Here is a 25,976-nt window from a genome sequence, read left to right as displayed (position 1 = left end):
AAGGGCCTGTCGCGATGAAAGGCACCGCAGCACACATCGTGCGCACGCTGCTGCTGTCGCTGATCACCCTGTTCGGGGTGTCGGTGCTGATCTTCCTGATGCTGCGGGTGCTGCCCGGCGACCCGGCACGGGTCCTGGCCGGTCTGGACGCCAGCGCGGAACAGGTCGACCGGCTCCGCGCCCAGCTGGGGTTGGACCAGCCGCTGCTGTCGCAGTACTGGTCGTTCATCTCCGGCGTGCTCCAGGGCGACCTGGGCGAGTCGGCCCGCACGTCCCGGCCGGTCGTCACGGAGATCGTCGCCCGGTTGCCGGCCACGCTCACCCTGGCCGCGGTGGCCACCCTCGTCGGCTCGCTCATCGGGGTGACCGCGGGCGTCATCGCTGCCGTGCGGCGCAACTCCGTCCTCGACCACGTGATCTCCGGCGTGGCGATGGCGGGCGTGTCCATGCCGGTGTACTGGCTGGGCCTGCTGCTGATCCTGGTGTTCGCCGTGACGCTGGGGTGGCTGCCCGCCGCCGGTAGCGAGGGGCCGCTCAGCATCGTGCTGCCGGCGGGCACCCTCGCGGCGTTCTCCACCGCGCTGGTCTCCCGCATGACGCGCGCCAGCATGCTCGAGGTGCTCGGACAGGACTTCATCCGGACGGCGCAGGCCAAGGGCGCACCACCGAGCACCGTGATCATCCGCCACGGGTTGCGCAACGCGTTCATCCCGGTTCTGACGGTCATCAGCCTGCAGTTCGGAGCGTTGCTGGGCGGGGCCGTCCTGACCGAGACGGTCTTCGGCTGGCCCGGTATCGGGCGGTTGATGGTCGACTCGATCGCCGCCCGTGACTTCGCCGTCGTGCAGGGCCTCGTCCTCGTCTACGCCACGCTGTTCATCCTCCTGAACGTGATCGTCGACGTCCTCTACGTCGTCGTCGACCCGCGGATCAGGTACTGAGATGGTGGAGGGAACCCGATGAGAGCCTGGCGGCGCTTCCGCCACCACCCCCCGGCGCTGATCGGGCTGGGGATCATCCTGACGTTCATCCTGCTGGCCGCCGTCGCGCCGCTGATCTCGCCCTACGACCCGAACGCGCAGGACCTGTCCGTCGCGATCCAGGGACCCTCGGGATCGCACTGGCTCGGCACCGACCAGCTGGGGCGCGACATCGCCACCCGGCTCATGTACGGCACCCGGATCTCGTTGCTCATCGGCGTGCTGGCGGTGGCGATCGGCCTGCTCATCGGCGTGCCGCTGGGGATCGTGGCCGGGTACTTCGGCGGTTGGGCCGACCTGGTCGTCTCCCGTTTCGCCGACATGCTGTTCGCCTTCACCAGCATCCTGTTGGCGCTCACCCTCGTCGCGCTGCTCGGGGTGAGCCTGCAGAACGTGATCATCGCGGTGGGCGTCAGCGTCATCCCGGTGATCGCCAGACTCGTGCGCTCCTCGGTGCTCAGCCTGCGCGAGGAGCCCTATGTCGAGGCGGCGCGGGCGCTGGGCGCCGGAAACCTGCGGATCATCACCCTGCACGTGTTTCGCAACTCACTGACGCCCGTGCTGGTGCATGCGACGCTGAGCATCGGGGTGAGCATCCTGCTTGCAGCCGGGCTCGGATTCCTCGGCCTCGGCGTGCAGTCACCGACCGCGGAATGGGGGACGATGCTCGGCGAAGGGCGGCAGTTCATCTTCAGCGCTCCGCACCTGACAGCCTTCCCGGGCATCGCGATCTTCCTGGCCATTCTCGCCTTCAACCTGCTCGGCGACGGCCTGCGGGACGCGCTGGACCCCCGAATGCAGGTCGTGGACCGGCCTGCGGCATGAGCACCGGCGGTCGCCACCTCCCTTCCCACTCCCGAGAGGCCTCATGAGCACTCCGAGCTTCCTGATCCGCGACGTCACGATCATCGACGGCACCGGTGCGTCACCGGTCCCCGACCAGGCGCTGGTGGTGGAGGGCCGCCGCATCGCCTGGATAGGTCCGGCCGATCAGGCGCCCGTCACCTCCCCGGAGACCGTGGTGGAGGGCGAGGGCCGCACGCTGCTGCCCGGCCTCATCAACTGTCACGTGCACCTGACGGCCGACGGGGCACCGGACACGTTCGCCCAGGCCGCCGGAGACAGCATTCCCAAGGCCACTCTCCGGGCCGCCCGCAGCGCCTGGGCCACCCTGCGGTCGGGGGTGACCACCGTGCGCGACTGCGGGGCCGCCGACGGCGTCGTCGTGGAGCTGGCCAAGGAGATCGAACGCGGAGTGGTCCCCGGGCCGCGGGTGCAGGCGGCAGGCCGGGTCATCACGATGACCGGGGGCCACGGACATTTCATCGGCCGGGAGGCCGACGGCCCCGACGAGGTGCGTAAGGCGACCCGTCAGGAGATCAAGGCCGGCGCCGCGGTCATCAAGATCATGGCCACCGGGGGCGTGCTCACCCCCGGCGTCACACCGACCCAGACCGCCCTGCTGCCCGAGGAGCTCGCGGCCGCCGCGCAGGTGGCGCACAACTCCGGCAGGCGGGTGACCACACACGCCATCGGCCGGGCCGGCATCCACAACGCCCTGCTCGCCGGCATCGACTCGATCGAGCACGGCTTCTACCTCGACGACGAGCTGCTCGAACTGGCCATCGACCAAGGCACGTTCCTCGTCCCGACGATGCTCGCCGTCGACGGGATCATCCGCAACGGCCAGGCCAAGGGCATCCCCGCATGGGTGGTCGACAAGGCCGAGTCCGAGGCGGAGCAACAGCGCAAGAGCTTCGCCGCCGCGGTGGCCTCCGGCATGCGGATCGCCGCAGGCACCGATGCCGGCACCCCGTTCAACGCCCACGGCGACCTCGCCCGCGAGCTCGCCCTGATGGTCGAGCACGGGCTGCCGCCGATGCAGGTCCTGGTCGCCGCCACCAGCGCCGCCGCGGAGAACCTGGGCCTCGCGCACGATCTCGGCACGCTGACGGCCGGCAAGCTCGCCGACCTGAGCCTGGTGGACGGCGACCCGATCGCCGACATCACCGCGACCGGCCGCGTCGCACTGGTCGTCAAGGACGGCGTGGTGCAGCGGAACGAACTGACCACGACAGGGCCTGCGGTCCCGACGGCTCTCTGACCGGCTCTTCCCCCGTCCCACGAGCCTGCGGGTCCGCGGTCGACGCGCTATCGGCGCCAGCCGCGGCCCGCACCGGAACAGCTCAAGCGTCGTCGCGGTCCGGCTGCGGCTCGGCCCAGATCCCCCGCACGTGACGGATGTGGCGGTGCATCAAGCGTTCGGCTCCCGCCGCGTCCCCTGCCTCGATGAGATCGATCAGCTCGGCGTGCTCGTGCGCGGAGGGCACCAGCTCGTCACGCTCGGCGAGGCTGCGCAGCCCGTAGATGCGTGATCGCGAACGCAGCGAGCGCACCGTCTCAACAAGATGCGGGTTGCCCGCCAGGGCGAGGAGTTCGAGGTGGAACTCCATGTCGATGGCGACGTGAGCGATGAAATCGCGCCTCTCGGCGGCCTCTTCGATACCGGCGGCCAGCGGCCGGAGCCGGTCGATCACCGACTGGTCCACGCCGGCCTCGGCGATCCTCCGCACCGTGGGCACCTCGATCAGGGCGCGCAGCTCACTCAGGTCGTCGAGGTCCTTGTCGGACAGCTCGGTGACCCGGAACCCCTTGTTCCGGAGGGCGTCGATCAGCCCTTCCTTGACCAGGTCGAGCATCGCCTCCCGCACCGGGGTGGCCGAGACGCCGAACTGCGCAGCCAGGCTCGGCGCGGAGTACACGACTCCCGGCCGCAGCTCGCCAGAGATCACCGCCGCGCGTAACGTCTCGATGATCTCGTCACGCAGGTTCCGGCGCACGCCGAACGAAGGCAGAGTCAACGAGGGGTGACCCTCCGCGGCCGTCATACGTCTCCCCTGCTCGTTCCACCGCTGGTCACAGCGACCAGCGGATCCTCCCATGCCGAGTCCACGCTCCCGGAAAGCAGGACTTCGAGGATGCCCCTGATTACACACAGTCAACCCCAGGCTGTGTGGCATGTGACATAGTACAACCGGTGCGGCCGGGACGACGCCATGATCGTCGCCGGATCCGGGTTTCCGCCCCCGCAAGGGCGCATAACCGAATCTCGCGGTGATCTTGCCGCGTCTCGCAGTGCCCGCCCCGTCGCGGTCGCGGCGGTGGTGCGGCCGGAGGCGCGTATCCCGAAACTCACACGAGTGGCGTCGGTTGACCCGCCGCGCATGCTGGGTGAAGGGTTTTTTGCGGATGCACAGACCGGCCGCGGAGGACTTTCTGCAGAGCCGAATCAGCGGAATGCCCATAATCACCTCAGTGGCCACACGGCGCATCCGTTCATTGTTTTCCTCTGTCAACAAACGATGAATGAGGGAGTCGGCGTGACGTCTTCACAGTCCAGGTCAGGGCAGGCCGCTGCGGAACGCAGTCAGGAGGTTTCCGCGCGCCAGCGCTACGAGGACGAGAACACCTTCGCTCACCTGGCCGTGAGCGAGATGCAGCGGGACCTGCAGCGGGTCGAGGACCAGGCTCGCATGGCACAGCAGGATGCACAGGCTTCGCGACAGCTCGCGCAGCACGCCCGGAGCGCGGCTCAGCAGGCCCAGAACCAGGCGCGGCAGGCGCAGAGCCAGGCCCAGCAGGCGCAGGGTCAGGCTCAGCAGACCCAGAACCTGCTGCAGCAGGCACAGAACCAGGCGCAGCAGGCGCAGAGCGAGGCCCAGCAGGCCAACCAGCGCGCTCAGCAGGCGCATGCCCAGGTGCAACAGGCACAGAACCAGATGCAGCAGGCCCAGAACGAGGCGCAGCAGGCCAACCAGCGCGCTCAGCAGGCGCAGGAGCGGGCCGACCAGGCCAACCAGCAGGCTCAGCAGGCCGAGGACCAGGCCCAGCAGGCGCACAACATGGCCCAGCAGGCGCAGACCGACTCTGCACAGATCCGCATGAACAGTCGGCAGTTCCAGCGGGCCTGACCGGAAAGCGGCAGCCCACCCCGTCGAAGGCGTGGGCCGATGGACCACCCGTGCGGGTCAATGGTGCGCAGCCCGTGCGGGTGCTCCACGAGCCCGCATAGCACGTCCTCTGCGAGATGAGAGCAAGCCACGTCGAACCGAACGCAGAGATCTACCTCATCAAGAATCGCTCGGGGCCGTCCAGAACGAGAATCACACCAGTATTCGACACTCCGCCACCGTTCCCGGTCGGGGAGCCGACGCCGACTGCATCATCATGGGCTCGAAAACCCGGTGGCTGTAGCCGCCGGCCCCAGCGCTGAGCGCGGCGACGGCCCGGCACCCACGTCGACATGCCGGGCCGCCCGCTCGGGCTCATGCCGCGGGCGCGCCTGGTCCCAGCCAGATCGCGGCCGCCGTCAGCATCGCCTCGACAGCACGTCGCAGGGTCGACTCGAGGCCGGTCGGGACGAACTCCGGCGAGTGGCCCCCGGGAACGCTCCCGGCGGTCACCGCTACCTGCGGCCGCTCCGGGCCGTCGGGGAAGAACGCCGGGTCGAACCCGCCGAAGTTCCAGAAGACCGACGGCACCCCGGCCGCCTCGGCGAAGCACCCGAAGTCCTCGCTGCCCGTCTTGGGGGTCGTCTCGTGCACGTGGTCCGCCCCGAACGCCTCGCTGAACGCCGCCATCACCTTCCGCGTCGCCTCGACGTCGTTGGTGAGCACGGGGAAGCCGTTGATCGGGGCGATCTCGGGTGCCCGGGGCGCTCCGGCCGCCACGGCCTCAGCCTGCACGATGCGCGTGATCGCGGCCAGCACGTGTGACCGGACGTCCGGATCGAAGGTGCGCACGTTGACCTTGAGCTCCGCCTCCGCGGCGATGACGTTCTCCTTGCGGCCTGCGTGGATGGCGGCGACCGTCACCACGGCCACGTCGTTCGGCGCCACCTCCCGCGCGACGATCGTCTGCAGCCGCATCACGATGGACGCGGCGATGACGACGGGGTCGATCGTGGTGTGCGGGGCCGATCCGTGCCCGCCGCGCCCGTGGACGGTGATCCGCAGGCTGTCGGCCGCGGCCATGAACACACCGGGGCAGGCGTAGAGGTGGGTGCTGGGCGCCGAGGTGATGTGCTGTCCCAGCGCGACGTCGAAGCGCGGGAAGCGCTCCAGGAACCCGTCGTCGAGCATGGCGCGGGCACCGCCCCCGACCTCCTCGGCAGGCTGGAGGACGGCGAGCACCGTGCCCGACCAGTCCCCGCGGCGCGCGGCGAGCTGCTCGATCGCGCCGACCAGCGCGGTCATGTGGGTGTCGTGCCCGCACGCGTGCATGACCGGAGCGGCGAGCCCGTCCTGGTCGATGCCGGTGGCGCGGCTGCGGTAGGGAACCTTCTCGATCTCCTGGACCGGCAGCGCATCCATGTCGGCCCGCAGCAGCACGGTGGGCCCCTGCCCGTTGCGCAGCACGCCGACGACGCCGGTGCCACCCACCCCGGTCGTCACCTCGAACCCGGCGGCGGCGAGCCTGCCCGCCATCACCGTCGCAGTGCGCTTCTCCTGGAACGACAGCTCGGGGTGCTCGTGCAGGTCGCGATAGAGCGCCTCCAGGTCCGGTAGTCGATCCTCCAGGCCTGCGATCAGATCTTCAGCTCGGGTCATGGTGTTGACGAATCCGTCCCTTCTCACTCACTGTGCGCACGACCTGTCCGGCGGCGGCGCCTGTGAACGCGCCGTCCTCCCAGACGGGCTGCCCCCGCAGGAGCGTGTGGATCACACCTTCCGCCAGCTGCCACGGCTCGGAGAACGTCGCCGGGTCGCCGACCCGGTCAGGGTCGAAACAGGCGATGTCGGCGACGGCACCGGGACGCAGCACACCGCGGTCCGTCCAGCCCAGCCGCGAAGCGGGGAGCGAGGTCATCTTCGCGACCGCCGTCGGCAGGTCCAGCAGGCCCTCGTCGCGGGTGTAGTGGCCCAGCACCCGGACGAACGTGCCGAAGCTTCGGGGGTGCGGCATTCCGTCGCCGGGACAGCTCAGTACCCACCCGTCACTCGCGACGGCCACCGCAGGGTCGGCGAGCGCCGTGCGGACGTCGTCCTCCGCCATCCCGTGCATGATGATCGACACGGTGCCCCGCTGGCCGCGCAACACCTCCAGCATCGCGCGGGCGGGCGTCTCCCCGATCGCCGCGGCGATCGTGGCGAGGTCCTGGCCCACGAACCGGTGGAACGGCCCCTCCGGGGTGTCGGCGACGACGATGCGCGGGGCCAGGAACGACCACATGTCGTCGGCCTCCAGCTCCGCCACGATCCGGTCGCACACCGCCGGGTCGGACAGCCTGCGCAGAAGCTCCGGCACGCCGCCCTCCATGCTCCAGGCCGGCAGCCGCGTGGTGAGCGTCGTGCTTCCCGCCGCATACGGGTACTGGTCGGCGCGGATGTCCACGCCATCGCCGCGAGCCGCGGCGATCTGCTCCATCGCGGCCGCGACCCGCCCCCAGTTGGCAGGCCCCACCGCCTTCAGATGGGAGATCTCGACCCGCACACCCGTGCTCCTGCCGACCTCGATCGCCTCGTCGATCGCGCTGTCGAGGTAGTCGCCCTCGTCACGGATGTGCGTGGAGTAGACCCGCCCGAACCGAGCGGCCTCGGCCGCGACGGCCGCGAGTTCCTCCGGCGCCGCGTACGACGCGGGGGCGTAGATCAGCCCGCTGGACAGGCCGGCGACACCGTCGGCGAGAGCCGCCCGCGCGAGCTCACGCATCCGCGCGAGCTCCGCGGCGTCCGGCTGCCGGTCGTCGAGGCCGAGCACTGCGATGCGCAGCGCCGAGTGGCCCACCTGCGGGGCGATGTTGACGCCGAGCGGGAGCCGATCGACGGCCTCTGCGTACTCCCCCGCGGTCGACCACTCCCACGTCAGGCCGTCGTCGAGGAAGTCGCCGTGGGAACGCAGCTCCTCGGCGTGCTCGGGCACGACGGGGAACGGGGAGAACCCGCAGTTGCCGGTGACCAGCGTGGTGACGCCCTGCGCGGACTGGGTGACGGCCTCCGGCGCTGCGAAGACGGTGTAGTCGGCGTGCGAGTGCAGGTCGATGAAGCCGGGGCAGACCACGGCTCCGGCCACGTCGGCGTAGCGGCGCGCCTCGCCCCGGCCGATCCGGCCGATCTCGGCGATCCGGCCGTCGCGGATGCCGACGTCGGCCGACCGGGCACGAGCCCCCGTGCCGTCCACGACCGTCCCGCCCTTGAGCACGAGGTCATACACCGTGGATCTCCTCCCCCAGCCGGGACCCGGCGAACACCGCAGCGGCGAGCACCAGGTCCTGCCATGCCATCCCGACGCTCTTGAACAGCCGCGGCCGGGACGGCGGAACAGGCACCGCGCCCCGGACGACCTCCGCCAGGCCGACGAGTGTGTCGGGGTCGAGCAGGCCTGCCTGCACCGGCCCGATCACGTCGCCCGCCTCCCGCAGCGCCGTCGACCGGTCCTCCACCACGACGGTGGAGGCGCACACGGTGGTCGCGTCGACCTCGGCGGCGTCCGGCTCGTGCGAGCCCACGGCCACCACGGTGGCGCGCGAGCGCAGCAGTGCGCCGTCGAACAGCGGCGTGCGCGCGGTGGTGGCGCACACGACCAGGTCGGCGCTCGCCACGTCCGCGGCCGTGCCCACGCGGGCCGTGACTCCCTCCCCCGCCGCGGCTTCGGCGAACGCACGGGCCCGGCCCTCGTCGCGGCCCACGACGACGACCTCGTCGACCGGCCGGACCGCGCGCACCGCGGCGAGGTGGCTGTGCGCCTGCGGCCCCGAGCCGAACACGAGGAGCCGCCGCGCGTCCGGCTCGGCGAGCAGGTCGACGGCGACGGCCGACACCGCCGCGGTGCGGATCGCGGTGAGCGACACCGAGTCGACCAACGCGAGCGGCGTGAGCGTCTCGCCGTCGAGCAGCAGATAGGCGCCCTGGATGCGCGGCAGGCCGCGCTCGGGGTTGCCGGGGGCCACGGTGGCCAGCTTGACGCCCGCGTACCCGCCCCAGTACGCGGGCATCAGAAGCAGCTGTCCGTGCGGCACCGGCACCACGGAGCGCGCAGGCCCCGCCGCCGGGTCGAGCCCGCCGCGCAGTGCCTCGCGGATCGCGGCGATCGCGACGGGCATCGGGAGGGCCCGTTCGACCGCCGCTGCATCCAGCGCCGCGGGCACCGTCACAGCTCGAAACCCTCCGGGAACGGGTCGGTGGGGTCGAGGAAGTACTGCGCTGTACCGGTGATCCAGGCCCGTCCGGTGATCGTCGGGACGACCGCGGGCAGGGCTCCGACCGTCGTCTCCTCCACGAGCCGCCCGATGAAGTGGGTGCCGATGAACGACTCGTTGTCGAAGTCGGTGTCCATGGGCAGCTCGCCGCGGGCGTGCAACTGCGCCATGCGAGCGCTGGTGCCCGTGCCGCACGGCGAGCGGTCGAACCAGCCCGGGTGGATCGCCATCGCGTGCCGCGAGTGCCGCGCCGTGGAACCCGGTGCGGCGAGGTAGACGTGGTGGCAGCCCGCGACCTCGGGGTTCTCCGGGTGCACCGGGCGGTCCTTCGCGTTGACCGCGTCCATCATCGCGAGCCCGAAGTCGAGCAGTCGCTGCTTCTCCGCCCGGTCGAACGGGATGCCGACCTGGTCGAGGTCGAGGATCGCGTAGAAGTTGCCGCCGAAGGCCATGTCGTAGCGCACCTCGCCGTAGCCCTCGACCACCACCGTGCGGTCCAGGCCGAGCACGAACGACGGCACGTTCCGCAACGTGACGGCCCGTGCGACGCCGTCCTCGACGGCCACGTCCGCGACCACGAGCCCGGCGGGCGTGTCGAGCCGGATCGTGGTGACCGGCTCGGTGACCTCCACCATCCCGGTCTCGACCAGCACCGTCGCCACGCCGATGGTGCCGTGTCCACACATCGGCAGGCAGCCGGAGACCTCGATGAACAGCACGCCCCAGTCGGCGTCGGGCCGCGTGGGCGGCTGCAGGATCGCCCCGCTCATCGCGGAGTGCCCGCGCGGCTCGTTCATCAGCAGCTTGCGCACGTGGTCGAGGTGCTCCATGAAGTACTGGCGGCGGGCGAACATCGTGGCGCCGGGAACCATCCCCATGCCACCCGTGATCACGCGCGTCGGCATCCCCTCGGTGTGGGAGTCGACGGCGTGGAAGACGCGTTTCGCGCGCATCGTCAGGTCAGTCCCTCGGCGACGGCCTTCTCGGTGGCCTGGCGCACGGTCTGCTCCTGCTCCGGGGTGAGCGGCACGCGGGGCGGCCGGCACGGGCCACCGTAGCGGCCCACGACGTCCATGCTCAGCTTGATGGCCTGCACGAACTCGGTGCGCGAGTCCCACCGCAGCAGCGGATGCAGCGATCGGTAGAGCGGCAGCGCGACGTCGAGATCCTTCGCCGTCGCGGCCTCCCAGAAGCGCACCGTGGAGCGCGGCAGAGCGTTCGGGTAGCCGGCGATCCAGCCCGGCGAGCCCGCGATCGCAAGCTCCAGCGCCACGTCGTCGGCGCCACACAGGACGTCGAGCCCGGGCGCGAGCTCGGCGATGCGGTAGATCCGGCGCACGTCGCCGGTGAACTCCTTGACCCCGACGATGAGCCCCTCGCCGTGCAGTTCGGCAAGCAGCTCGGGCACGAGGTCGATCTTGGTGTCGATGGGGTTGTTGTAGGCGACGATCGGCAGGCCCGCCTTCGCCACCTCGCGGTAGTGCTCGACGACCGCACGCTCGTCGCCGCGGTAGGCGTTGGGCGGCAACAACATCACCGCGGCACAACCGGCCTCGGCGGCCTGCTCCGCCCACCGCCGCGCCTCTCCCGCCCCGTAGGCGGCGACACCGGGCATCACGGTGAAGCCCTCCGGCGCGGCCGCGACCGCGGTGGTCACCACCCGCGCGCGCTCCTCGGGCGTCAGGGTCTGGTACTCGCCCAGCGAGCCGTTCGGGGTGACACCCTGGCAGCCCTGCTCCGCCAGCCAGGCCACGTGCTCGGCGAAGGTGTCGAAGTCGGGGGCGAGCACCCCGGACTCGGACGGCCGCAGCGGCAGAGCGGTGGCCACCAGGACTCCGTGCCACGGTCGAGTGGGTGCGGTCATCGGTCCTCCGGAAGGTCGTCGGTCGGGTCCAAACCTGCGGCGACGCTGCCGAGCGTCACCGGTTGCGCGATCGGGCGGGAGGCGGTGCCGAGGAGATCCTGCGCGGTGACGGCGCGGCCGCACTCCCGCGCCACCAGGCCCGCGGTGGCATACCCGCAGACCCGTCCTTGGCAGAGCCCCATCCCGGGGCGGGCCAGCAGTTTCACGGTGCGCGCCTCGGTGGCGCCGAGCTCGGTGACGGCCGCGCGGATCGCCGACGCCGGCACCTCCTCGCAGCGGCACACCGTGGGGTCCCCGGTGAGCCAGTCCGCCCAGCCGGTGGGCACCGGGTGCGCGTCGTGCATCGCGGCGGCGAAGGCGCGGAGCCGGTCGCGGCGGCGCCGCAGCCGGGCGAGCACGCCGGGATCGAGGTGGCCGTGCGCTGCGTGCAGCCCGGCCAGCTGCCCTTCCACGAGCGACAGCGCCGCCCCGCCCACCCCGCACACCTCGCCTGCGAGGAACACGTCGGGCTCGGACGCCTGCTGCCGGTCGTCGGCGACGGCCACCAGGCTGCCGTCGGCGTCGAGTCGCGTGGCGCAGCCCAGCTGCAACGGGATCTCCAGTTGCGGGGTGAAGCCGTAGCCGACGGCCACCGCGTCGCACTCCAGCACCCGCTCGGTGCCCGGCCGGACGTTCCACCCGGCGTCGAGACGGGCGACCGTCACCGCGTGCACGCCGTCGCCGCCGCCGTGTGCGGCGATCACCGCCGTGCGGGTCCGGTACGGCACGCGGTGACGCAGCAGCGTGCGCGCGTACCCGGCGCCCTCCGCGAGCTTGCCGGCGTTGGCGAGCACCGCGGCCGGGTGGCGGGCGAAGCCGGTGGGCGCGCCCGCCTCGAAGACGCCGACGACCTCGGTGCCCGCCTCCGCGAGACCGGCCGCGACAGGCAGCAGGAACGGCCCGGTGCCGGCGACGACGACCCGTCGGCCCACCGCCACGCCGTGGCCCTTGAGCAGGGCCTGCGCCCCGCCCGCCGTGTAGACGCCGGGCAGCGTCCAGCCGGGGAACGGGAGCTGGCGGTCGTAGGCGCCCGTGGCGACGACGAGCGCTCGGCAGCGGATCCGGCGGGAGACCGATCGACCGTCCACAGTGGTCGTGGTGTGCAGGGTGAAACCGCGGTCGGTGCGTTCGGCGTGCCAGACCGCGTGGCCACCGAGCAGGTCGGGTCCGGCAACTGCGGCGCGCAGCCGCCTCAGCTGCGGCCACTGGTGGTGGCCGGTGCCGTCGTCGCCGTCGCGGTGGCGCCAGAACTGCCCGCCCACCCGCTCTCCTGCGTCCACCAGCGCCGTTCGCGCTCCGGACGCCCGCGAGGCGACCGTGGCGGCGAGCCCGGCAGGCCCGGCGCCGAGCACGGCGACGTCGTAGCTCTCACCGGGCGAGGTGCTCACGGCCCGTCCCCTCCTGAAGCTCGACCCGGTCTCCCGGCTGCACCTCGGTCAGGCACGCCCGCTGGTTCGGCCTGCCGTTCACCATCACGAGGCAGTCGAAGCACACCCCGATGCCGCAGAACGCACCGCGCGGCTCGCCGCCGACGCGGGTGGTGCGCCACGACCGCCGTCCCGCGGCGATCAGCGCCGCCGCGATGCTCTGCCCCGGTGCGGCGGTGAGCTCGGCGTCATCGAAGACGAAGCGGATCTCCGGCGTCATGCCACCTCCACGGTGAAACGGTCCGGCCGGAACGGGGCGAGGTCCAGGTCGGGCTTCTCGCCGGTGAGGGCTTGTGCGATGAGGTGGCCCGTGGCGGCGGACAGACCGATCCCCGCCCCCTCGTGGCCGCAGGCGTGCACGAGGCCGGGTGCGCGCGGATCCTCGCCGATCACCGGCAGATGGTCCGGGCAGTACGGACGGAACCCGAGGTAGCTGCGCAGCAGCGTCACGTCGGAGAGGAACGGGAACAGGCCGATCGCCTGTGCGGCGAGCCGCTGCAGCACCGCGACCGAGACCGTGCGGTCGAAGCCCACGCGTTCCCTGCTCGCTCCGATGAGCACAGTGCCCGCCCGCGTGCCCTCGACGACCACCGACGTCTCGAGACCCGCGTCGCCGCTCGCCACGTTGGCGACGTAGTCGGCGGAGTAGACCTTGTGGCGCACCACGGCAGGCGGCAGCGGCTCGGTCACGAGGATGAACCCCTTGCGCGGCAGCACCGGGACGTTCACCCCTGCCATCGCCGCCACCTCACCGCCCCAGGTGCCGGCGGCGTTGATCGTGTATCGCGCGGAGATCTCCCCCGCGCTGGTGGTCGCACCGATCACCGCGCCGTCCGGGCCCGTCCGGAGGCCGAGGACCTCGCAGCCGGTGCGCACGGTGGCGCCGCGGAGGCGCGCCTGCCGCAACAGCTCCGCGGCCGCCAGCATCGGCTGCACCTGCATGTCCTGCGGGTAGTACGCGCCGGCGCTCACCTCTCGCGTGAGGTTCGGCTCCAGCTCCGCAAGCTCGGCCGGGCTCACGTCGGTGACCTCGACGCCGTCTGCGCGCTGGGCTGCCACCAGCCCGGCGAGGCCCGCGGCAGCCTCGGCGGTCTGCGCCACGACCACCCCGCCCTTGGGCTCCAGCTCGAGGCGATCGGCTCCGATGCGCTCGCCGAGCGCTGCCCACAGCTGCACGGACAGCAGGGCCATCTCGAGCTCGGCGCCCGGCTCCTTGTCGGAGACGAGGATGTTGCCCTCTCCCCCGCTGGTGGTGCCTCCGGCGACAGGTCCGCGGTCGACGACCGCGACCCGCAGCCCGGCCTCGGCGCAGTGGTACGCGCACGCGGAGCCGACCATGCCTGCTCCGATCACCAGCACGTCCACAGTCACCACAGGCACCCCAGTACTATGTCACATTGCACGGGATTTCCGGGACATTTTCCCGACCGGGGCGACGCAGCTCAGCTCGCCTGCACACTCCCCTCGATGGACTCCATCGCGACCCACGCGAACGTCGCGAGCCAGTGCGTCGAGTAGTACTCGTCCGAGACGCTCGCCGCGAGCCCCGCGCCGAGCAACGGCGGGACACACGCCCGCAGTCTCCGCGCCAGTTCACCCGCGTCACCGTCGTCGGGGAGAGCACCGGCGACGCGTGTGGCCGCGCCCGCGCGGAAGAGGTCGAGGCCGTAGAGGTGAGTCTGATGTCCGTCGTGCGCGTCGAGCACGGTGACCGGGCGGAAGATCGGGCTCTCCGACGCGGTACCGCCGAGGAACCCGACGCACCACGGGACGTACTCCTCGGCGGGCAGCACGAGTCGCATGAGGTCCGCCTCGGCGAGGCCGGGTGAGAGGAAGTCCTGCCCGCTGCGCTCCCAGTCGGCGGGCCAGCCCCGGTCGCCCGCGAACCAGCGGCGCGCGGCGCCGGCACAGGCGGCCTCGAGATCAGCGAGCTCCAGTGTCCGCGCAGACTCGACGATCAGCGTGAGCGCGAAGGCGGAGTTCGAGTGCACGCCGTGGCGCACCGGCTCGGGCACGCTCACCGTCCACGCCGTGACGAGCTCCGCCACCGTCCCGGCGAACGCGGTGGTCGCCGTCGCCAGCGCCCGGATCGCGGGGACCGCTGAGGTGGCCACCTCCGCGGCCAGCCGAAGGGCCCACGCCCAGCCGTACGGTCGTTCGAAGTGCGGGTGCGCAGCGAGGTAGGCGGCCTCGACCTCCAGGTTGGCGGCGGTGAGGTTCTCCGCGAGGAGCGCCTCCAGCCGGACGCCCACGGCCTCGTCGACGCCGAAGGCCAGCAGCCGCGCCGCCAGCCAGTGCATGTGCACGCACGAGTGCCAGTCGTAGGACGTGGCGAACGCCGGGTGCAGCTCGATCGGCAGCGCGCGGTCGTCCGATCCCTGGGTCTCGTGCTGCGTGGCGTACGGGTAATGGCGCGACAGGTTCGCGACGACTACGGCGGCGAAACCGTCCGCCCAGCTCCGTCGGTCCGTCGGCGTCCCGGTGGGCAGCAACAACTCAGAATGCGACGACATACATCACTCCGATGTTCACCAGCAGCACGAGGCCTGCCGTCGGCAGTTGTGCCTTGATCGGGCCGTACTTGTCCTTCATCTCCAGCAGGGCGGCTGGCACGAGGTTGAAGTTCGCAGCCATCGGCGTGGCCAGCGTGCCGCAGAAACCCGAGAGCATCCCGATAGCGAAAATCGGCGCCGGCGCGCCACCGAACGTCTGCACGAGCACCGGCCAGCCGACAGCCGCCGTCATGATCGGGAACGCTGCGAAAGCGTTGCCCATGATGATCGTGAATGCGGCCATACCGATCGCGTAGACGGCGACCGCGGCGAGGAGTGAACCCTCGGGAAGCACCCAGCCCGCGATCGTGCCGACCGCCTTGCCGACGCCCGCCTGTGTGAAGAGGCTCCCGAGTGTCGAGAGCATCTGCGGAAGCAACGCCGCCCAGCCGATCGCCTCCAGCAGGCGGCTGCTCTCGCGCAGCGGAACGCCGAGCGACGGCGGCGCGGCGGGCGACGGCGGCCGCAGGAGCCGCATCGCCACCACCAGCGCCACGATCGCGCTGATGCCCAGGCCGGTCAGCGTGGCGCTGCCCTCGGCGAGCAGCGGCTCGCCCCCGATGCTGATCAGCGGGCCGACGAGAGCGATCAGCACCGCCACGATCGGCACGACCAGCGCGGGCACGAAGAGCTTGTTGCCGAAGCGCTCGGCGAGGCTCGTGCGCTCCTCGGGGGTGGTGGTCCGACCCTTACCCCGCCCGACACGGCCGAATCCGGCGAGCACCACCATCACGAGCACCACGATGCCCAGCAGCCACGCGGGCGCCTGGCCGCTCTGCACGAACGTCCCGTAGAAGAAGCTGATGCCCAGAAGCCCCCAGAACGCGGCGCTGCCGAGGCGCCGCGGGTGCTCGGTGTCGCGCAGGATGTGGACGGCGATCGCCACGAAGAACGCGCCGATGAGCCAGTAGAGCCATTCAGCTGTCAGCACTGGCCGTCTCCTTCTCCTGAGCCGGCGCAGCGGCCATGCGCGTGAGCTGCGGTCCAGCCACAGCAGTTGCGGGGCGTGGATCAGCAATGCGGCGACGCCGGTCGGGATCGCCCAGAGCGCGAGGTCGATGGGTTCGAGGGCGAGGCCGTAGGTGGTGTCGACGAAGCTCGTGATCAGCAGGATCGAGCCGATCGCAACGAAGATGTCCTCGCCGAAGAACACGCCGACGGTGTCGGCCGACGACGCGTAGCCCTTGATCTTGTCCCTCATCCGCAGCGACAGCGGGCCGTACCGCTCCACCGCCGCCCCTTCCGCCATCGGGTAGATCAGCGGCCGCACCGTCTGCGCGGGGCCGCCGATGCTGTTGAGCCCGACTGCCGCGGTGACCTGCCGGATGACCATGTAGCCGGCCAGGATCCGCCCGGTCGTCATGGACTTGAGGCGGGAGATCAGCCGCTTCGCCTGCTCCTGGAGCCCGTAGCGCTCGATCAGTCCGATCACCGGCAGCACGATCACGAACGTCGTGACCGATCGACTGCCTGCGAAGCCGGTACCGAAGGCGTTGAGGATCTCGACCGGCCCGATCCGGGCGATCGCAGCGGTGGCGATGCCGGCGACCGTGACCACCAGCAGCGGGTTGATCCGGAGTGCGAACCCGACGACCACGAGTCCCACGCCGATCAGGACGTACATGCTTCCCCGATTCGATCTTCACGAATGTGGCATGTGATATTGCACTTTCGTCGGACGGTCCGGCAACGGTCGCCCGCGGGGAGAAACCGGATCGTCACAACGCCCGTCGCCGCCTCGGAGGGCCTCACACCCGGAAGCCCGCAGGTCGGGCAGTACGCAGGCAGTACCGGCGTCCCCGAGAGGTCGAAGTCGCCGTCATCTGTTCGTTACATCGAACGCTGGGAGCGGTAGGTGAGGGCCGACCGGGCTGTACGTCCGGTCGTGAGCCACTATCGGCACAAGGTGTTGACTCTCCGTATCAAGATCCCTAGCCTCCCGTTCACTTTACCGAACGACGGCGAGGTCAGACATGCCATCACAGCCGGACGTGAGACGGGCAGGCGCGAGCAGGCCGGTGCGTCCCGGGGCTCCGCACCCGCACTTCGCACCCTCCGGTACGACGGGCTGACGGATGGGCGTCTTCATCGTGCGGCGCGTACTCGCTGCCCTGCTCACGCTGTTCATCGCGAGCATCGTCGTGTTCCTGGGAGTGCGTGCGCTGCCCGGTGACCCGGCGCTCGTGCTCGCCGGGGAGAGCACCGACGAGGCCACGCTGGCGGCGATCCGCGAGCAGTTCGGGCTCGACGACCCCCTGCCCGTGCAGTACTGGAACTACGTCAGCCAGGCCGTGCAGGGCAATTTCGGGCTCTCCACGCGCGACCGCATCCCGGTGGCCCAGATCATCGTCGAGCGCCTGCCCGTCACGATCGAGCTGACGGTGCTCGCGGTGATCGTCGGGCTCGCGATCGGCGTGCCTGCCGGGATCGCGTCCGCGGTCCGCCGCGGCGGCCCTGCCGACTACGCCGCCACGGGGCTGGGTCTGTTCGGCCTCTCGGTCCCGCACTTCTGGCTCGGGCTGCTCGCGATCCTGGTCTTCTCGGTGACGCTGCGCTGGCTCCCGGCGTCCGGGTTCGTGGGAATCGCCGAGGACCCGCTGGAGAACGTGCGCCGGATGGTGCTCCCCGCAGTCGTGCTGGGCACGGGGTTGTCGGCGGTGTTGATGCGCCAGACGAGATCGGCGTTGCTGGGCCAGCTCTCCGCCGACTACGTGCGCACGGCGCGTTCGAAGGGAGTGTCCCGGCCACGCGAGGTCCGCCACGCCCTGCGCAACAGCCTCACCACCGTGGTCACCGTGCTCGGCCTGCAACTGGGTGCGCTGATCAGCGGCGCCGTCGTGACCGAGACGATCTTCGTCATCCCCGGGTTCGGCAAGTTGATCGTCGATGCCGTGCTGGCCCGCAACTACCCGGTGATCCAGGGTGCCGTGCTCGTGACGGTCGCCGGGTACGTGCTGATCAACCTCCTGGTGGACCTGACCTACGCCTACCTGAACCCGCGCCTGCGTCTCACCGGAGCGTCGACATGACCGACCCCAGCGGACCACTCCTCCTCGAGGAGGCCGCCGACACCGTGGCACCGCCCCCGGCGGCCACGGCCTCGCGTTGGCAACGCATCCGCCGCCGGTTCCTGCGCCGCAAGCTCGCGATGCTGGGCCTGGTGCTGGTCACCGCGTTCGTGCTGCTCGCCGTGCTCGGGCCCCTGCTCACCGGCGATCCGGAGGAGCAGGACTTCTCGACGACGCTCGCCGGGCCGTCCGCGGCGCACCTGCTGGGCACCGACGATCTCGGCCGCGATGTGCTCTCCCGCATCGCGCACGGAGCACAGGTCTCGCTGCTCGCCGGGGTGCTGTCCACTGCGCTCGCCCTGCTCATCGGTGTGCCGATCGGGTTCCTCGCCGGCTTCTACCGGGGATGGCTCGACCCGGTGATCATGCGGATCAACGACGTGTTGCTCGCCTTCCCGTTCCTCGTGTTCGCGGTGGGGCTCGCCGCCATCCTCGGGGCGTCGCTGCGCAACGTGGTGATCGCGCTGGCGGTGGCCCAGATCCCCGCGGTGGTGCGGATCGCCCGCGGTGAGGCGCTGATGCTGCGCGACCAGGACTTCGTGGCCGGAGCGATCGCCGACGGCGCCCGCGACAGCACGATCCTCGCCCGCTACATCCTGCCGAACACCATGAACGTGCTGATCGTGCAGGCGACCGTCGCGATCCCGGGCGCGATCATCGGCGAGGCCACGCTGAGCTTCCTCGGCCTCGGTGTGCAACCCCCGACCCCGTCGTGGGGAACGATGCTCACCGACGCCCAGCAGTACCTGTCGCAGGCGCCGCAGCTCGCGCTGTTCCCCGGCCTCGCCATCGCGATGGCCACGCTCGGGTTCAACCTCCTCGGCGACGGACTGCGTGACGTCCTCGACCCGCGGAGCGCCCGGTGACCACCGCCGCAGCAGCCGGACCGCTGCTCGACGTGCGGGACCTGCGCGTCACGTTCGCCACCGACGACGGCCCTGTGATCGCCGTCAAGGACGTGTCGTTCACCCTGGAGCGGGGCGAGATCCTGGCCCTCGTCGGCGAGTCCGGCTGCGGGAAGTCCGTCACCGCGATGGCGGTGCCCCGGCTGCTGCCCGACGGTGACGTCACGGTGGAGGGCACCGTCACGCTCGACGGCGTCGAGCTCACGTCGCTGCCGGAGCAGCGGATGCAGGAACTGCGCGGCAAGGACGTCTCGGTGGTCTTCCAGGAGCCGATGACCTCGCTCAACCCCGCGTACACCATCGGCCGCCAGATCGGCGAGGTGCTGCAGCAGCACGAGCGGCTCAGCAGGCGTCAGGTGCGCGAGCGCACCGTCGAGCTGCTCGCACTGGTCGGAATGCCGGACGCCCGCCGCCGTGCCGACGCCTTCCCCCACCAGCTCTCCGGCGGGATGCGCCAGCGCGTGATGATCGCGATCGCGGTGGCGTGCAACCCCAAGGTGCTCATCGCGGACGAGCCGACCACCGCACTCGACGTCACCGTGCAGGCCGGCGTGCTCGACGTGATCCGCAAGTTGCGCGACGAGCTGGGCACCGCGGTCGTGCTCATCACCCACGACCTCGGGGTGGTCGCCGACGTCGCCGACCGCGTGGTGGTGATGTACGCGGGCAGGCGAGTTGAGCAGGCGCCGGTCGCCGAGGTGTTCGCACGTCCGCAGCACCCCTACACCGTCGGCCTGCTGGGCGCCCTGCCCGGCCGGGCCCGGCTGGTGGACGGCAGGCGGCGGCTCACGGAGATCCCCGGGCTGGTGCCCGCGCCCACGTCGGACCCCGACGAATGCCAGTTCCACCCCCGCTGCCCACGCGCCACCGACGCCTGCCGCGGCGCCCGGCCGCTGCTGGAGCCGAAACAGGCCGGGCACCTGGCGGCCTGCCACCACCCCGGCCCGGGAGGTATCCAGTGACCGGCGAGAACCCCGTGCTGGTCGTGCGCGACCTGCACAAGCACTTCGCCGGCGGGTCGCGGCTGCGCGGCGGCCGGCACACCGTGCGTGCCGTCGACGGCGTCGATCTCACGATCGCGCCCGGCGAGGTGCTCGGCCTGGTGGGCGAGTCGGGCAGCGGCAAGTCGACGGTGGGTCGCTGCATCGCGCGCCTGGAGACGCCGACGTCGGGCACCGTCGAACTGCTGGGCCGCGACGTCTCACGGATCAGCCGCCGGGAGATGCGGCCGGTACGGCGTGACGTGCACGTCGTCTTCCAGGACCCCTACTCCTCGCTCAACCCGCGCATGACCGTCGGCCAGATCGTCGGCGAGCCGCTGCGGCAGCACGGCGAGGGCGAGCGCCGCGACCGGACGCGGCGGGTGGGCGAGATGCTGGAGCGGGTGGGCCTGCGCGAGCAGATGCGCACCCGCTACCCGCACGAGCTGTCGGGCGGCCAGCGCCAGCGAGTGGCGCTGGCCAGAGCGCTGGTGCTCGGCCCGCGGCTGCTGGTGGCCGACGAGCCGGTGTCCGCACTCGACGTCTCGGTGCAGGCCTCGATCCTCAACCTGTTCCTGGACCTGCAGCACGACCTCGGCTTCTCGTGTCTGTTCATCACCCACGACCTGTCGGTCGTCGAGTTCATCAGCGACCGGATCGCCGTGATGTACCTCGGCCGGATCGTGGAGACGGCAAGCCGGGAGACGCTGTTCGCCGATCCCCAGCACCCGTACACCCAGGCGCTGCTGTCCGCGGCGCCCGCGCCCGACCCGGCCGACGTGCGGCGCCGGGAGCGGATCGTCCTCAGCGGCGACCTCCCCAGCCCGTCCGATCCCCCGTCCGGCTGCCGGTTCCACACCCGCTGCCCCGTCGCGATCGACCGCTGCGCCACCGACAACCCGCCGCTCACTGCCGTCACGGCACCGGACCACCCGGTGGCATGCCACCTCGTGACCGCGGAGTCCGGACGGCCGCGGGTGGCCGCGCCATGACCGCAACGAACGACCGGAAGCCCGACAAGAGGAGTCCCGTGTTCACCACCCGTCCCGAAATCACCGGCGACATCGGCATGGTCGCGAGCACCCACTGGCTGGCGTCGTCGGCCGGGATGTCGGTGCTCGAACGCGGTGGGAACGCCGCCGACGCCGCTGTGGCGGCCGGGTTCGTCCTGCAGGTCGTCGAGCCGCACCTGAACGGGCCGGGCGGCGAGGTGCCCGCGCTGGTCTGGGACCCGAGCACCGAGGACGTGACGGTCCTGTGCGGCCAGGGGGTCGCGCCGCAGGCGGCGAACGTGGGCGTGTTCGCCGACCTCGGGCTCGACCTCGTGCCCGGCACGGGGCTGCTCCCCGCCGTGGTCCCGGGCTCGTTCGGCGCGTGGCTGCTGATGCTGGAGCGCTGGGGCACCTGGCCGCTGCGGGACGTGCTGGAACCCGCCGTGCACTACGCCGAGCACGGCCACCCGATGCTGGAGCGGGTGTCGCACGCGCTCGGCACGGTCGCCGAGATGTTCACCAGCCGCTGGCCCACGTCGGCCGCCACCTGGCTGCCGGGCGGAGCCGTGCCCGCACCGGAGGCCCGCTTCGCCAACCCCGTGCTGGCCCGCACCTACAAGCGACTGATCGAGGAGGGCGAGGCTGCCGGCGGGGGCCGCGAGCGGCAGATCGCCGCGGCCCGCGACGCCTGGTACCGCGGGTTCGTCGCCGAGGCCGTCGGCGAGTTCTGCGCGAACACCGAGGTCGTCGACACGTCGGGGCGCGCGCACTCCGGGCTGCTCACCGCCGACGACCTCGCGCGCTGGGAGCCGACGTTCGAGAAGCCGGTGACGCTCGACTACCACGGCTACACGGTGTGCAAGACGGGCCCGTGGGGGCAGGGCCCGGCGCTCCTGCAGCAGCTCACGCTGCTCGACGAGCTGGATCTGGCCGCCGCCGAACCCGGCTCGGCCGACTGGGTCCACACGATCGTCGAGACCGCGAAGCTCGCCATGGCCGACCGCGAGGCCTGGTACGGCGACCCGAACCACGTCGACGTGCCGCTCGCCGACCTGCTCGACCCCGCCTACGCCGCAACCCGCGCGAAGCTCGTCGGCGCCGACGCGTCGTACGAGCTGCGGCCGGGCTCCCCCGGGGGACGGACACCCCGGTTGCCCGGCGCCCACGCGACCGGTGTCGCCGCGGCGGTCGCGGCGGGCGTCGGGGAACCGACCCTCACCCCGGACGGCGAGGTGCGCGGCGACACCTGCCACATCGACGTCGTCGACCGGAACGGGATGATGATCTCGGCGACGCCGAGCGGCGGCTGGTTCCAGAGCTCGCCGACGATCCCCGCCCTGGGGTTCTGCCTGTCCACGCGCGGCCAGATGTTCTGGGCCGAGGACGGCCTGCCGGCCACGATCCGGCCCGGCGCTCGCCCGCGTACCACCCTCACCCCGTCGTTCGCACTGCGCGAGGGCAAGCCGTGGCTCGCCTTCGGTACCCCGGGCGGCGACTACCAGGACCAGTGGTCGATCCAGCTGTTCCTGGCCATCGTGCACGGCGGGATGGGCCTGCAGCAGGCCATCGACTTCCCCATGTTCCACACCGATCACGTCCGCAGCTCCTTCTACCCGAGGGAGGCGGTGCCGGGCTCGCTCGTCATCGAGGACCGGCACGCACCGGACGTGCTGGCCGATCTGCGCGCCCGCGGCCACGACGTGCAGGAGGTCGACGGCTGGTCGCTGGGGCGGCTATCCGCCGTGGCCCGCGACGGCGAGTGGCTACGGGCGGCCGCCAACCCGCGCGGCTCCCAGGGCTACGCGGTCGGGCGGTGAGCACCTCACCCACCCCCGGTGGCTGACCCGCCGCCTGCCGGCCCAGCCCCACGCCGCGGGCTCCCCGTTGACCGCGGCGCATCCCTTCCTGCCCGCAATCCCCTTTCCTTCCCCCCGGAGGTCCTCGTGAGAGCACGACGTTGGATCGTGGCGCTCGCCTTACCCCTCGTCCTCGCCGCCTGCACCACACCCGGTGCGAGCAGCGGCGCCAGCGCATCCGGCGGCGCGGCCGCCTCGGGCGGCACGCTGGTGATGGCGCTGTCCGCCGAACCGGACGTGCTGGACCCGACGCTCGCCAACACCTTCCCGGCGCGCGTGGTGTTCACGTCGTTCTGCGAGAAGCTCTACGACACGAACGAGACCCTGAGCCTGGTTCCCCAGCTGGCCGCCGACGTTCCCCAGGTCTCCCCCGACGGCCTGACCGTCACCATCCCGCTGCGCCAGGGCGTGAAGTTCAACGACGGCACCCCGTTCAACGCCGAGGCCGTCAAGACCTCGCTGGACCGGCACCGCACGCTCAAGGGCTCGGCGCGCACCAAGGAGCTGGCCTCGGTGCAGGACGTGACGGTGGTCGACCCGAACACCGTCCGGCTGACCCTCAAGTACCCGTTCACCCCGCTCGGCGCGCAGCTCGCCGACCGTGCCGGGCTGATCATGTCGCCGACCGCACTGCAGCAGCTGGGCGACAACTTCGGCACCGCACCGGTCTGCGTCGGGCCCTTCAAGTTCCAGTCCCGGACGTCCGGCAGCGAGATCGTCTTCACGAAGTCCACGGACTACTACGACGCCGACAAGGTGAAGCTCGACGGCGTCACCTACCGCATCATCACCGACCCGAACGTGCGGCGGGCGAACCTGGAGTCCGGTGACGTCCAAGCGGCCGAGCGCATCACCGCGACCGACGCCATCGCCCTCAAGAACAGCCCCGACGTGACGATCCAAGACGTCGACACGATCGCCTACCAGGCCGTCAGCATCAACGTCGGCAACACCACCGGCACCGCGACGCCGACCGGCCAGGCCAGCACCCCGCTGGGCCAGTCGGCGCTGCTGCGCGAGGCCTTCGAGCTGAGCCTCGACCGCAACGCGATCAACAAGGTCGTCTTCGCCGACTCGAACGCCGTCGACTGCCTCCCGCTGCCGCTGCAGAGCCAGTTCCGGCCCTCGGACCCGCAGTGCACGCCCTACGACCCGGAGCGGGCGCGCCAGCTCGTCGCGCAGTCGGGGGTGCCGACGCCGATCCCGGTCAACCTGATGGTGCCCGCAGGCAACGAGGGCCCGCGCACCGCCGAGGTGATCGCCGGGATGGCGAAGGACGTCGGGTTCGACGTGCGGATCAACCAGCAGGAGTTCGTCTCGTCGCTGGCGGCGGCGCGGGCCGGGCAGTTCGACGCGTTCCTCATCGGCTGGTCCGGCCGGATCGACCCGGACGGCAACATCAACGACCTGGTGACCACCGGTGGCTCCAACAACTTCAGCGGCCTCTCCGACCCGCAGGTCGACGACCTGGCCAAGCGGGCCGCCGCTGCCACCGACCAGGCCGAGCGCGCCGATCTCTACGGCCAGGCGATCCGGCGGGTCCACGAGCTGCGGTCGGTGATCTACCTGTACCACGACGCCTGGTTCCTGGGGACGTCGAAGAACCTGCAGGGCGTCGTCTACTACCCGGACGGCATCCCGCGCTTCAAGACCGCGTCGCTCGCCGGGTGACGCCGTCGGGGCCGGGTGGTGCAGGCGGCGCCACCCGGCCCCGACGTGTCGCGGAGATGATCTGACGAGAAGGAGGACGGGATGGCCGTCGTCAACGTCACCACGAGCCCCGGCTTGCGGGTAACCGACCACCGAGTGGACGTGCCCGTGGACTGGGCACGCCCGGATGGCGAGACCCTGCAGGTCTTCGCCCGCGAGGTCGTGGACCCTGCGAAAGCGAACGAGGACCTGCCGCTGCTGCTGTTCCTACAGGGCGGCCCGGGCGGCAAGGGCCCTCGCCCGCAGCGCGACGGGTGGCTGCCCGTGGCACTGCGGACCCACCGTGTGGTGCTGCTCGACCAGCGGGGAACCGGGCGCTCCAGCCGGGTCGACGGTGCGGACATCTCCCGCTTCACCGACCCTGCCGCCGCTGCCGCGTACCTGCGCTGCTTCCGCGCCGACAGCATCGTCGCCGACGCCGAGCACCTGCGGACCACGGTCTACGGGGGACGGCGCTGGGAGACGCTCGGCCAGAGCTACGGCGGGTTCATCACCCTCACCTACCTCTCGCAGGCCCCGCAGGGCCTCGCCGCCTGCTACGTCACGGGTGGGCTGGCGTCGCTGGAGCCGTCCGCGGCCGAGGTCTACCGCCGCACCTACCCGCGAGTGGCTGCTCGGGTGCGCCGCTTCTACGACCGGTACCCGGCCGACGCCGACCTCGTCGCGGCGGTCGCCGACCACGTGGCCGCGTCCGACGTGCGGCTCCCCGACGGGGACCGGCTGACGGTGCACCGGCTGCAGGCACTCGGCGGCGACCTCGGCATGGCCCCGGGCGTGGACGAGCTCCACTGGCTCTTCGACGAGGCGTGGGCCGACGAGCGGCGCGCCGACCGGCTCTCCGAGACGTTCTGCCGGCAGGTCGCCGAGCGCACCGCGTTCGCTGACAACCCGCTCTTCGTCGTGATGCAGGAGAGCATCTACGGCCACGGCGCCGGCGGACCCGCCACGGGATGGGCGGCGGCCGCGGAGCGTGAGCGCCACCCGGAGTTCGCCGAGACGGCCCGGCCGCTGACCTTCACCGGCGAGATGATGTTCCCCTGGATGTTCTCCGAGATCAGGGCGCTGCGCCCGTTCGAGGCCGTGGCGCACGCTCTCGCGACCACGCCCGGCTGGAGCGACCTGTACGACCTCGATCGGCTGGCCGCGAACGACGTGCCGGTCGCTGCGGTGGTCTACCACGACGACCTGTACGTCGACGCCGGGCTGTCGCTGCGCACGGCCGAGCACGTCGGCAACTGCGAAGCGTGGGTGACCAACGAGTACGAGCACGACGGGCTGCGCCGCGACCCGGCCGTGCTGGAGAGGCTGCTGGACCGGATCCGGGACCGCGGCGGACCGCTCACCGGATGAGCGGCGCAGGCACCGGGAAGGGGCCGGCCAGGAGAAGGACCCCGGGCTGGGTAGCG

General features: G+C 71.7%; 22 protein-coding genes. 11 read left to right on the top strand and 11 right to left on the bottom strand.

Features of this window, described 5'->3' with window-relative positions; translation table 11 throughout:
- The first annotated feature begins 14 nt into the window (after nucleotides 1-14).
- Genes ACQPZQ_RS19670 through ACQPZQ_RS19660 form a run of 3 tightly spaced genes read left to right on the top strand, consistent with a single transcriptional unit; the run spans nucleotide 15 to nucleotide 3,084 of the window.
- The gene (locus ACQPZQ_RS19670; protein WP_433297881.1) at nucleotides 15-941 is read left to right on the top strand and encodes an ABC transporter permease; all 927 of its coding nucleotides are present in this window, start codon (nucleotides 15-17) and stop codon (nucleotides 939-941) included.
- 18 nt (nucleotides 942-959) lie between these two features.
- Nucleotides 960-1,805, top strand: coding sequence for an ABC transporter permease (locus tag ACQPZQ_RS19665; RefSeq protein ID WP_433297879.1), 846 nt, complete (start codon nucleotides 960-962; stop codon nucleotides 1,803-1,805).
- Nucleotides 1,806-1,848: 43 nt separating this feature from the next.
- Nucleotides 1,849-3,084, top strand: a complete 1,236-nt coding sequence (locus ACQPZQ_RS19660; protein WP_433297876.1) for an amidohydrolase family protein — start codon at nucleotides 1,849-1,851, stop codon at nucleotides 3,082-3,084.
- A gap of 82 nt (nucleotides 3,085-3,166) precedes the next feature.
- Here the strand turns inward: ACQPZQ_RS19660 and ACQPZQ_RS19655 are convergent, their stop codons facing one another.
- The gene (locus ACQPZQ_RS19655) at nucleotides 3,167-3,868 is read right to left on the bottom strand and encodes a GntR family transcriptional regulator (RefSeq protein ID WP_433297874.1); all 702 of its coding nucleotides are present in this window, start codon (nucleotides 3,866-3,868) and stop codon (nucleotides 3,167-3,169) included.
- A gap of 168 nt (nucleotides 3,869-4,036) precedes the next feature.
- On the opposite strand from ACQPZQ_RS19655, the gene ACQPZQ_RS19650 reads away from it, so the two are divergent.
- Nucleotides 4,037-4,951, top strand: a complete 915-nt coding sequence (locus ACQPZQ_RS19650) for a hypothetical protein (protein ID WP_433297871.1) — start codon at nucleotides 4,037-4,039, stop codon at nucleotides 4,949-4,951.
- 354 nt (nucleotides 4,952-5,305) lie between these two features.
- Here ACQPZQ_RS19650 and ACQPZQ_RS19645 read toward each other — a convergent pair whose 3' ends face one another.
- From ACQPZQ_RS19645 to ACQPZQ_RS19600, 10 genes are all read right to left on the bottom strand, one after another.
- The gene (locus ACQPZQ_RS19645; RefSeq protein WP_433297869.1) at nucleotides 5,306-6,589 is read right to left on the bottom strand and encodes an amidohydrolase; all 1,284 of its coding nucleotides are present in this window, start codon (nucleotides 6,587-6,589) and stop codon (nucleotides 5,306-5,308) included.
- Entirely contained in the window at nucleotides 6,576-8,192 is a 1,617-nt protein-coding gene (locus ACQPZQ_RS19640) for an N-acyl-D-amino-acid deacylase family protein (protein WP_433297867.1), read from the bottom strand. Before ACQPZQ_RS19640 ends, ACQPZQ_RS19645 begins: the two co-directional genes overlap by 14 nt.
- Entirely contained in the window at nucleotides 8,185-9,132 is a 948-nt protein-coding gene (locus tag ACQPZQ_RS19635; RefSeq protein WP_433297865.1) for an ornithine cyclodeaminase family protein, read from the bottom strand. Before ACQPZQ_RS19635 ends, ACQPZQ_RS19640 begins: the two co-directional genes overlap by 8 nt.
- Nucleotides 9,129-10,130, bottom strand: a complete 1,002-nt coding sequence (locus ACQPZQ_RS19630) for a proline racemase family protein (protein WP_433297863.1) — start codon at nucleotides 10,128-10,130, stop codon at nucleotides 9,129-9,131. Before ACQPZQ_RS19630 ends, ACQPZQ_RS19635 begins: the two co-directional genes overlap by 4 nt.
- Nucleotides 10,131-10,132: 2 nt before the next feature.
- Complete coding sequence (locus tag ACQPZQ_RS19625; RefSeq protein WP_433297861.1) at nucleotides 10,133-11,041, bottom strand: dihydrodipicolinate synthase family protein; 909 nt, start codon at nucleotides 11,039-11,041, stop codon at nucleotides 10,133-10,135.
- The gene (locus ACQPZQ_RS19620) at nucleotides 11,038-12,468 is read right to left on the bottom strand and encodes an FAD-dependent oxidoreductase (RefSeq protein WP_433297859.1); all 1,431 of its coding nucleotides are present in this window, start codon (nucleotides 12,466-12,468) and stop codon (nucleotides 11,038-11,040) included. Before ACQPZQ_RS19620 ends, ACQPZQ_RS19625 begins: the two co-directional genes overlap by 4 nt.
- A complete protein-coding gene (locus tag ACQPZQ_RS19615; protein ID WP_433297857.1) occupies nucleotides 12,449-12,727 on the bottom strand; it encodes a (2Fe-2S)-binding protein in 279 nt (92 codons plus the stop codon). Before ACQPZQ_RS19615 ends, ACQPZQ_RS19620 begins: the two co-directional genes overlap by 20 nt.
- A complete protein-coding gene (locus ACQPZQ_RS19610) occupies nucleotides 12,724-13,887 on the bottom strand; it encodes an NAD(P)/FAD-dependent oxidoreductase (protein WP_433297854.1) in 1,164 nt (387 codons plus the stop codon). The genes ACQPZQ_RS19615 and ACQPZQ_RS19610 overlap by 4 nt, the downstream gene beginning before the upstream one ends.
- A 62-nt stretch (nucleotides 13,888-13,949) precedes the next feature.
- Nucleotides 13,950-15,020: a DUF2891 family protein gene (locus tag ACQPZQ_RS19605; RefSeq protein WP_433297851.1), complete on the bottom strand. Its 1,071-nt coding sequence runs from the start codon at nucleotides 15,018-15,020 to the stop codon at nucleotides 13,950-13,952.
- Nucleotides 15,004-16,683, bottom strand: a complete 1,680-nt coding sequence (locus tag ACQPZQ_RS19600) for a 5-oxoproline transporter, DUF979 family subunit (protein ID WP_433297849.1) — start codon at nucleotides 16,681-16,683, stop codon at nucleotides 15,004-15,006. Before ACQPZQ_RS19600 ends, ACQPZQ_RS19605 begins: the two co-directional genes overlap by 17 nt.
- Nucleotides 16,684-17,134: 451 nt before the next feature.
- On the opposite strand from ACQPZQ_RS19600, the gene ACQPZQ_RS19595 reads away from it, so the two are divergent.
- The 7 genes from ACQPZQ_RS19595 (at nucleotide 17,135) to ACQPZQ_RS19565 (ending at nucleotide 25,920) form a co-directional block, all read left to right on the top strand.
- Entirely contained in the window at nucleotides 17,135-18,088 is a 954-nt protein-coding gene (locus ACQPZQ_RS19595) for an ABC transporter permease (RefSeq protein WP_433297846.1), read from the top strand.
- A complete protein-coding gene (locus ACQPZQ_RS19590; protein ID WP_433297843.1) occupies nucleotides 18,085-18,993 on the top strand; it encodes an ABC transporter permease in 909 nt (302 codons plus the stop codon). The genes ACQPZQ_RS19595 and ACQPZQ_RS19590 overlap by 4 nt, the downstream gene beginning before the upstream one ends.
- On the top strand, nucleotides 18,990-19,994 hold the full coding sequence (locus ACQPZQ_RS19585; RefSeq protein WP_433297841.1) for an ABC transporter ATP-binding protein: 1,005 nt from the start codon (nucleotides 18,990-18,992) through the stop codon (nucleotides 19,992-19,994). The genes ACQPZQ_RS19590 and ACQPZQ_RS19585 overlap by 4 nt, the downstream gene beginning before the upstream one ends.
- Nucleotides 19,991-21,004 (top strand): ABC transporter ATP-binding protein, encoded by a 1,014-nt coding sequence (locus ACQPZQ_RS19580; protein ID WP_433297839.1) that lies wholly within the window; start codon nucleotides 19,991-19,993, stop codon nucleotides 21,002-21,004. The genes ACQPZQ_RS19585 and ACQPZQ_RS19580 overlap by 4 nt, the downstream gene beginning before the upstream one ends.
- Entirely contained in the window at nucleotides 21,001-22,821 is a 1,821-nt protein-coding gene (locus ACQPZQ_RS19575) for a gamma-glutamyltransferase family protein (RefSeq protein WP_433297837.1), read from the top strand. Before ACQPZQ_RS19580 ends, ACQPZQ_RS19575 begins: the two co-directional genes overlap by 4 nt.
- 126 nt (nucleotides 22,822-22,947) lie before the next feature.
- A complete protein-coding gene (locus ACQPZQ_RS19570) occupies nucleotides 22,948-24,531 on the top strand; it encodes an ABC transporter substrate-binding protein (RefSeq protein WP_433297835.1) in 1,584 nt (527 codons plus the stop codon).
- A gap of 81 nt (nucleotides 24,532-24,612) precedes the next feature.
- Complete coding sequence (locus tag ACQPZQ_RS19565; RefSeq protein WP_433297833.1) at nucleotides 24,613-25,920, top strand: alpha/beta fold hydrolase; 1,308 nt, start codon at nucleotides 24,613-24,615, stop codon at nucleotides 25,918-25,920.
- The last annotated feature ends 56 nt before the right edge of the window (nucleotides 25,921-25,976 follow it).

Source organism: Pseudonocardia sp. CA-142604, from assembly GCF_050948475.1.
In the GTDB taxonomy this organism is placed as follows: domain Bacteria; phylum Actinomycetota; class Actinomycetes; order Mycobacteriales; family Pseudonocardiaceae; genus Pseudonocardia; species Pseudonocardia alaniniphila.
The sequence above is the reverse complement of the archived record's forward strand: the minus strand, read 5'-3'. Positions and strand labels throughout refer to the sequence as shown.

Coding starts and splice junctions, on each gene's coding strand:
- ACQPZQ_RS19600 (WP_433297849.1), bottom strand. CDS start 16,683: ATGTACGTCCTGATCGGCGTGGGACTCGTGGTCGTCGGGTTCGCACTC.
- ACQPZQ_RS19660 (WP_433297876.1), top strand. CDS start 1,849: ATGAGCACTCCGAGCTTCCTGATCCGCGACGTCACGATCATCGACGGC.
- ACQPZQ_RS19655 (WP_433297874.1), bottom strand. CDS start 3,868: ATGACGGCCGCGGAGGGTCACCCCTCGTTGACTCTGCCTTCGTTCGGC.
- ACQPZQ_RS19650 (WP_433297871.1), top strand. CDS start 4,037: ATGATCGTCGCCGGATCCGGGTTTCCGCCCCCGCAAGGGCGCATAACC.
- ACQPZQ_RS19590 (WP_433297843.1), top strand. CDS start 18,085: ATGACCGACCCCAGCGGACCACTCCTCCTCGAGGAGGCCGCCGACACC.
- ACQPZQ_RS19625 (WP_433297861.1), bottom strand. CDS start 11,041: ATGACCGCACCCACTCGACCGTGGCACGGAGTCCTGGTGGCCACCGCT.
- ACQPZQ_RS19630 (WP_433297863.1), bottom strand. CDS start 10,130: ATGCGCGCGAAACGCGTCTTCCACGCCGTCGACTCCCACACCGAGGGG.
- ACQPZQ_RS19645 (WP_433297869.1), bottom strand. CDS start 6,589: ATGACCCGAGCTGAAGATCTGATCGCAGGCCTGGAGGATCGACTACCG.
- ACQPZQ_RS19605 (WP_433297851.1), bottom strand. CDS start 15,020: ATGTCGTCGCATTCTGAGTTGTTGCTGCCCACCGGGACGCCGACGGAC.
- ACQPZQ_RS19670 (WP_433297881.1), top strand. CDS start 15: ATGAAAGGCACCGCAGCACACATCGTGCGCACGCTGCTGCTGTCGCTG.
- ACQPZQ_RS19665 (WP_433297879.1), top strand. CDS start 960: ATGAGAGCCTGGCGGCGCTTCCGCCACCACCCCCCGGCGCTGATCGGG.
- ACQPZQ_RS19575 (WP_433297837.1), top strand. CDS start 21,001: ATGACCGCAACGAACGACCGGAAGCCCGACAAGAGGAGTCCCGTGTTC.
- ACQPZQ_RS19615 (WP_433297857.1), bottom strand. CDS start 12,727: ATGACGCCGGAGATCCGCTTCGTCTTCGATGACGCCGAGCTCACCGCC.
- ACQPZQ_RS19595 (WP_433297846.1), top strand. CDS start 17,135: ATGGGCGTCTTCATCGTGCGGCGCGTACTCGCTGCCCTGCTCACGCTG.
- ACQPZQ_RS19565 (WP_433297833.1), top strand. CDS start 24,613: ATGGCCGTCGTCAACGTCACCACGAGCCCCGGCTTGCGGGTAACCGAC.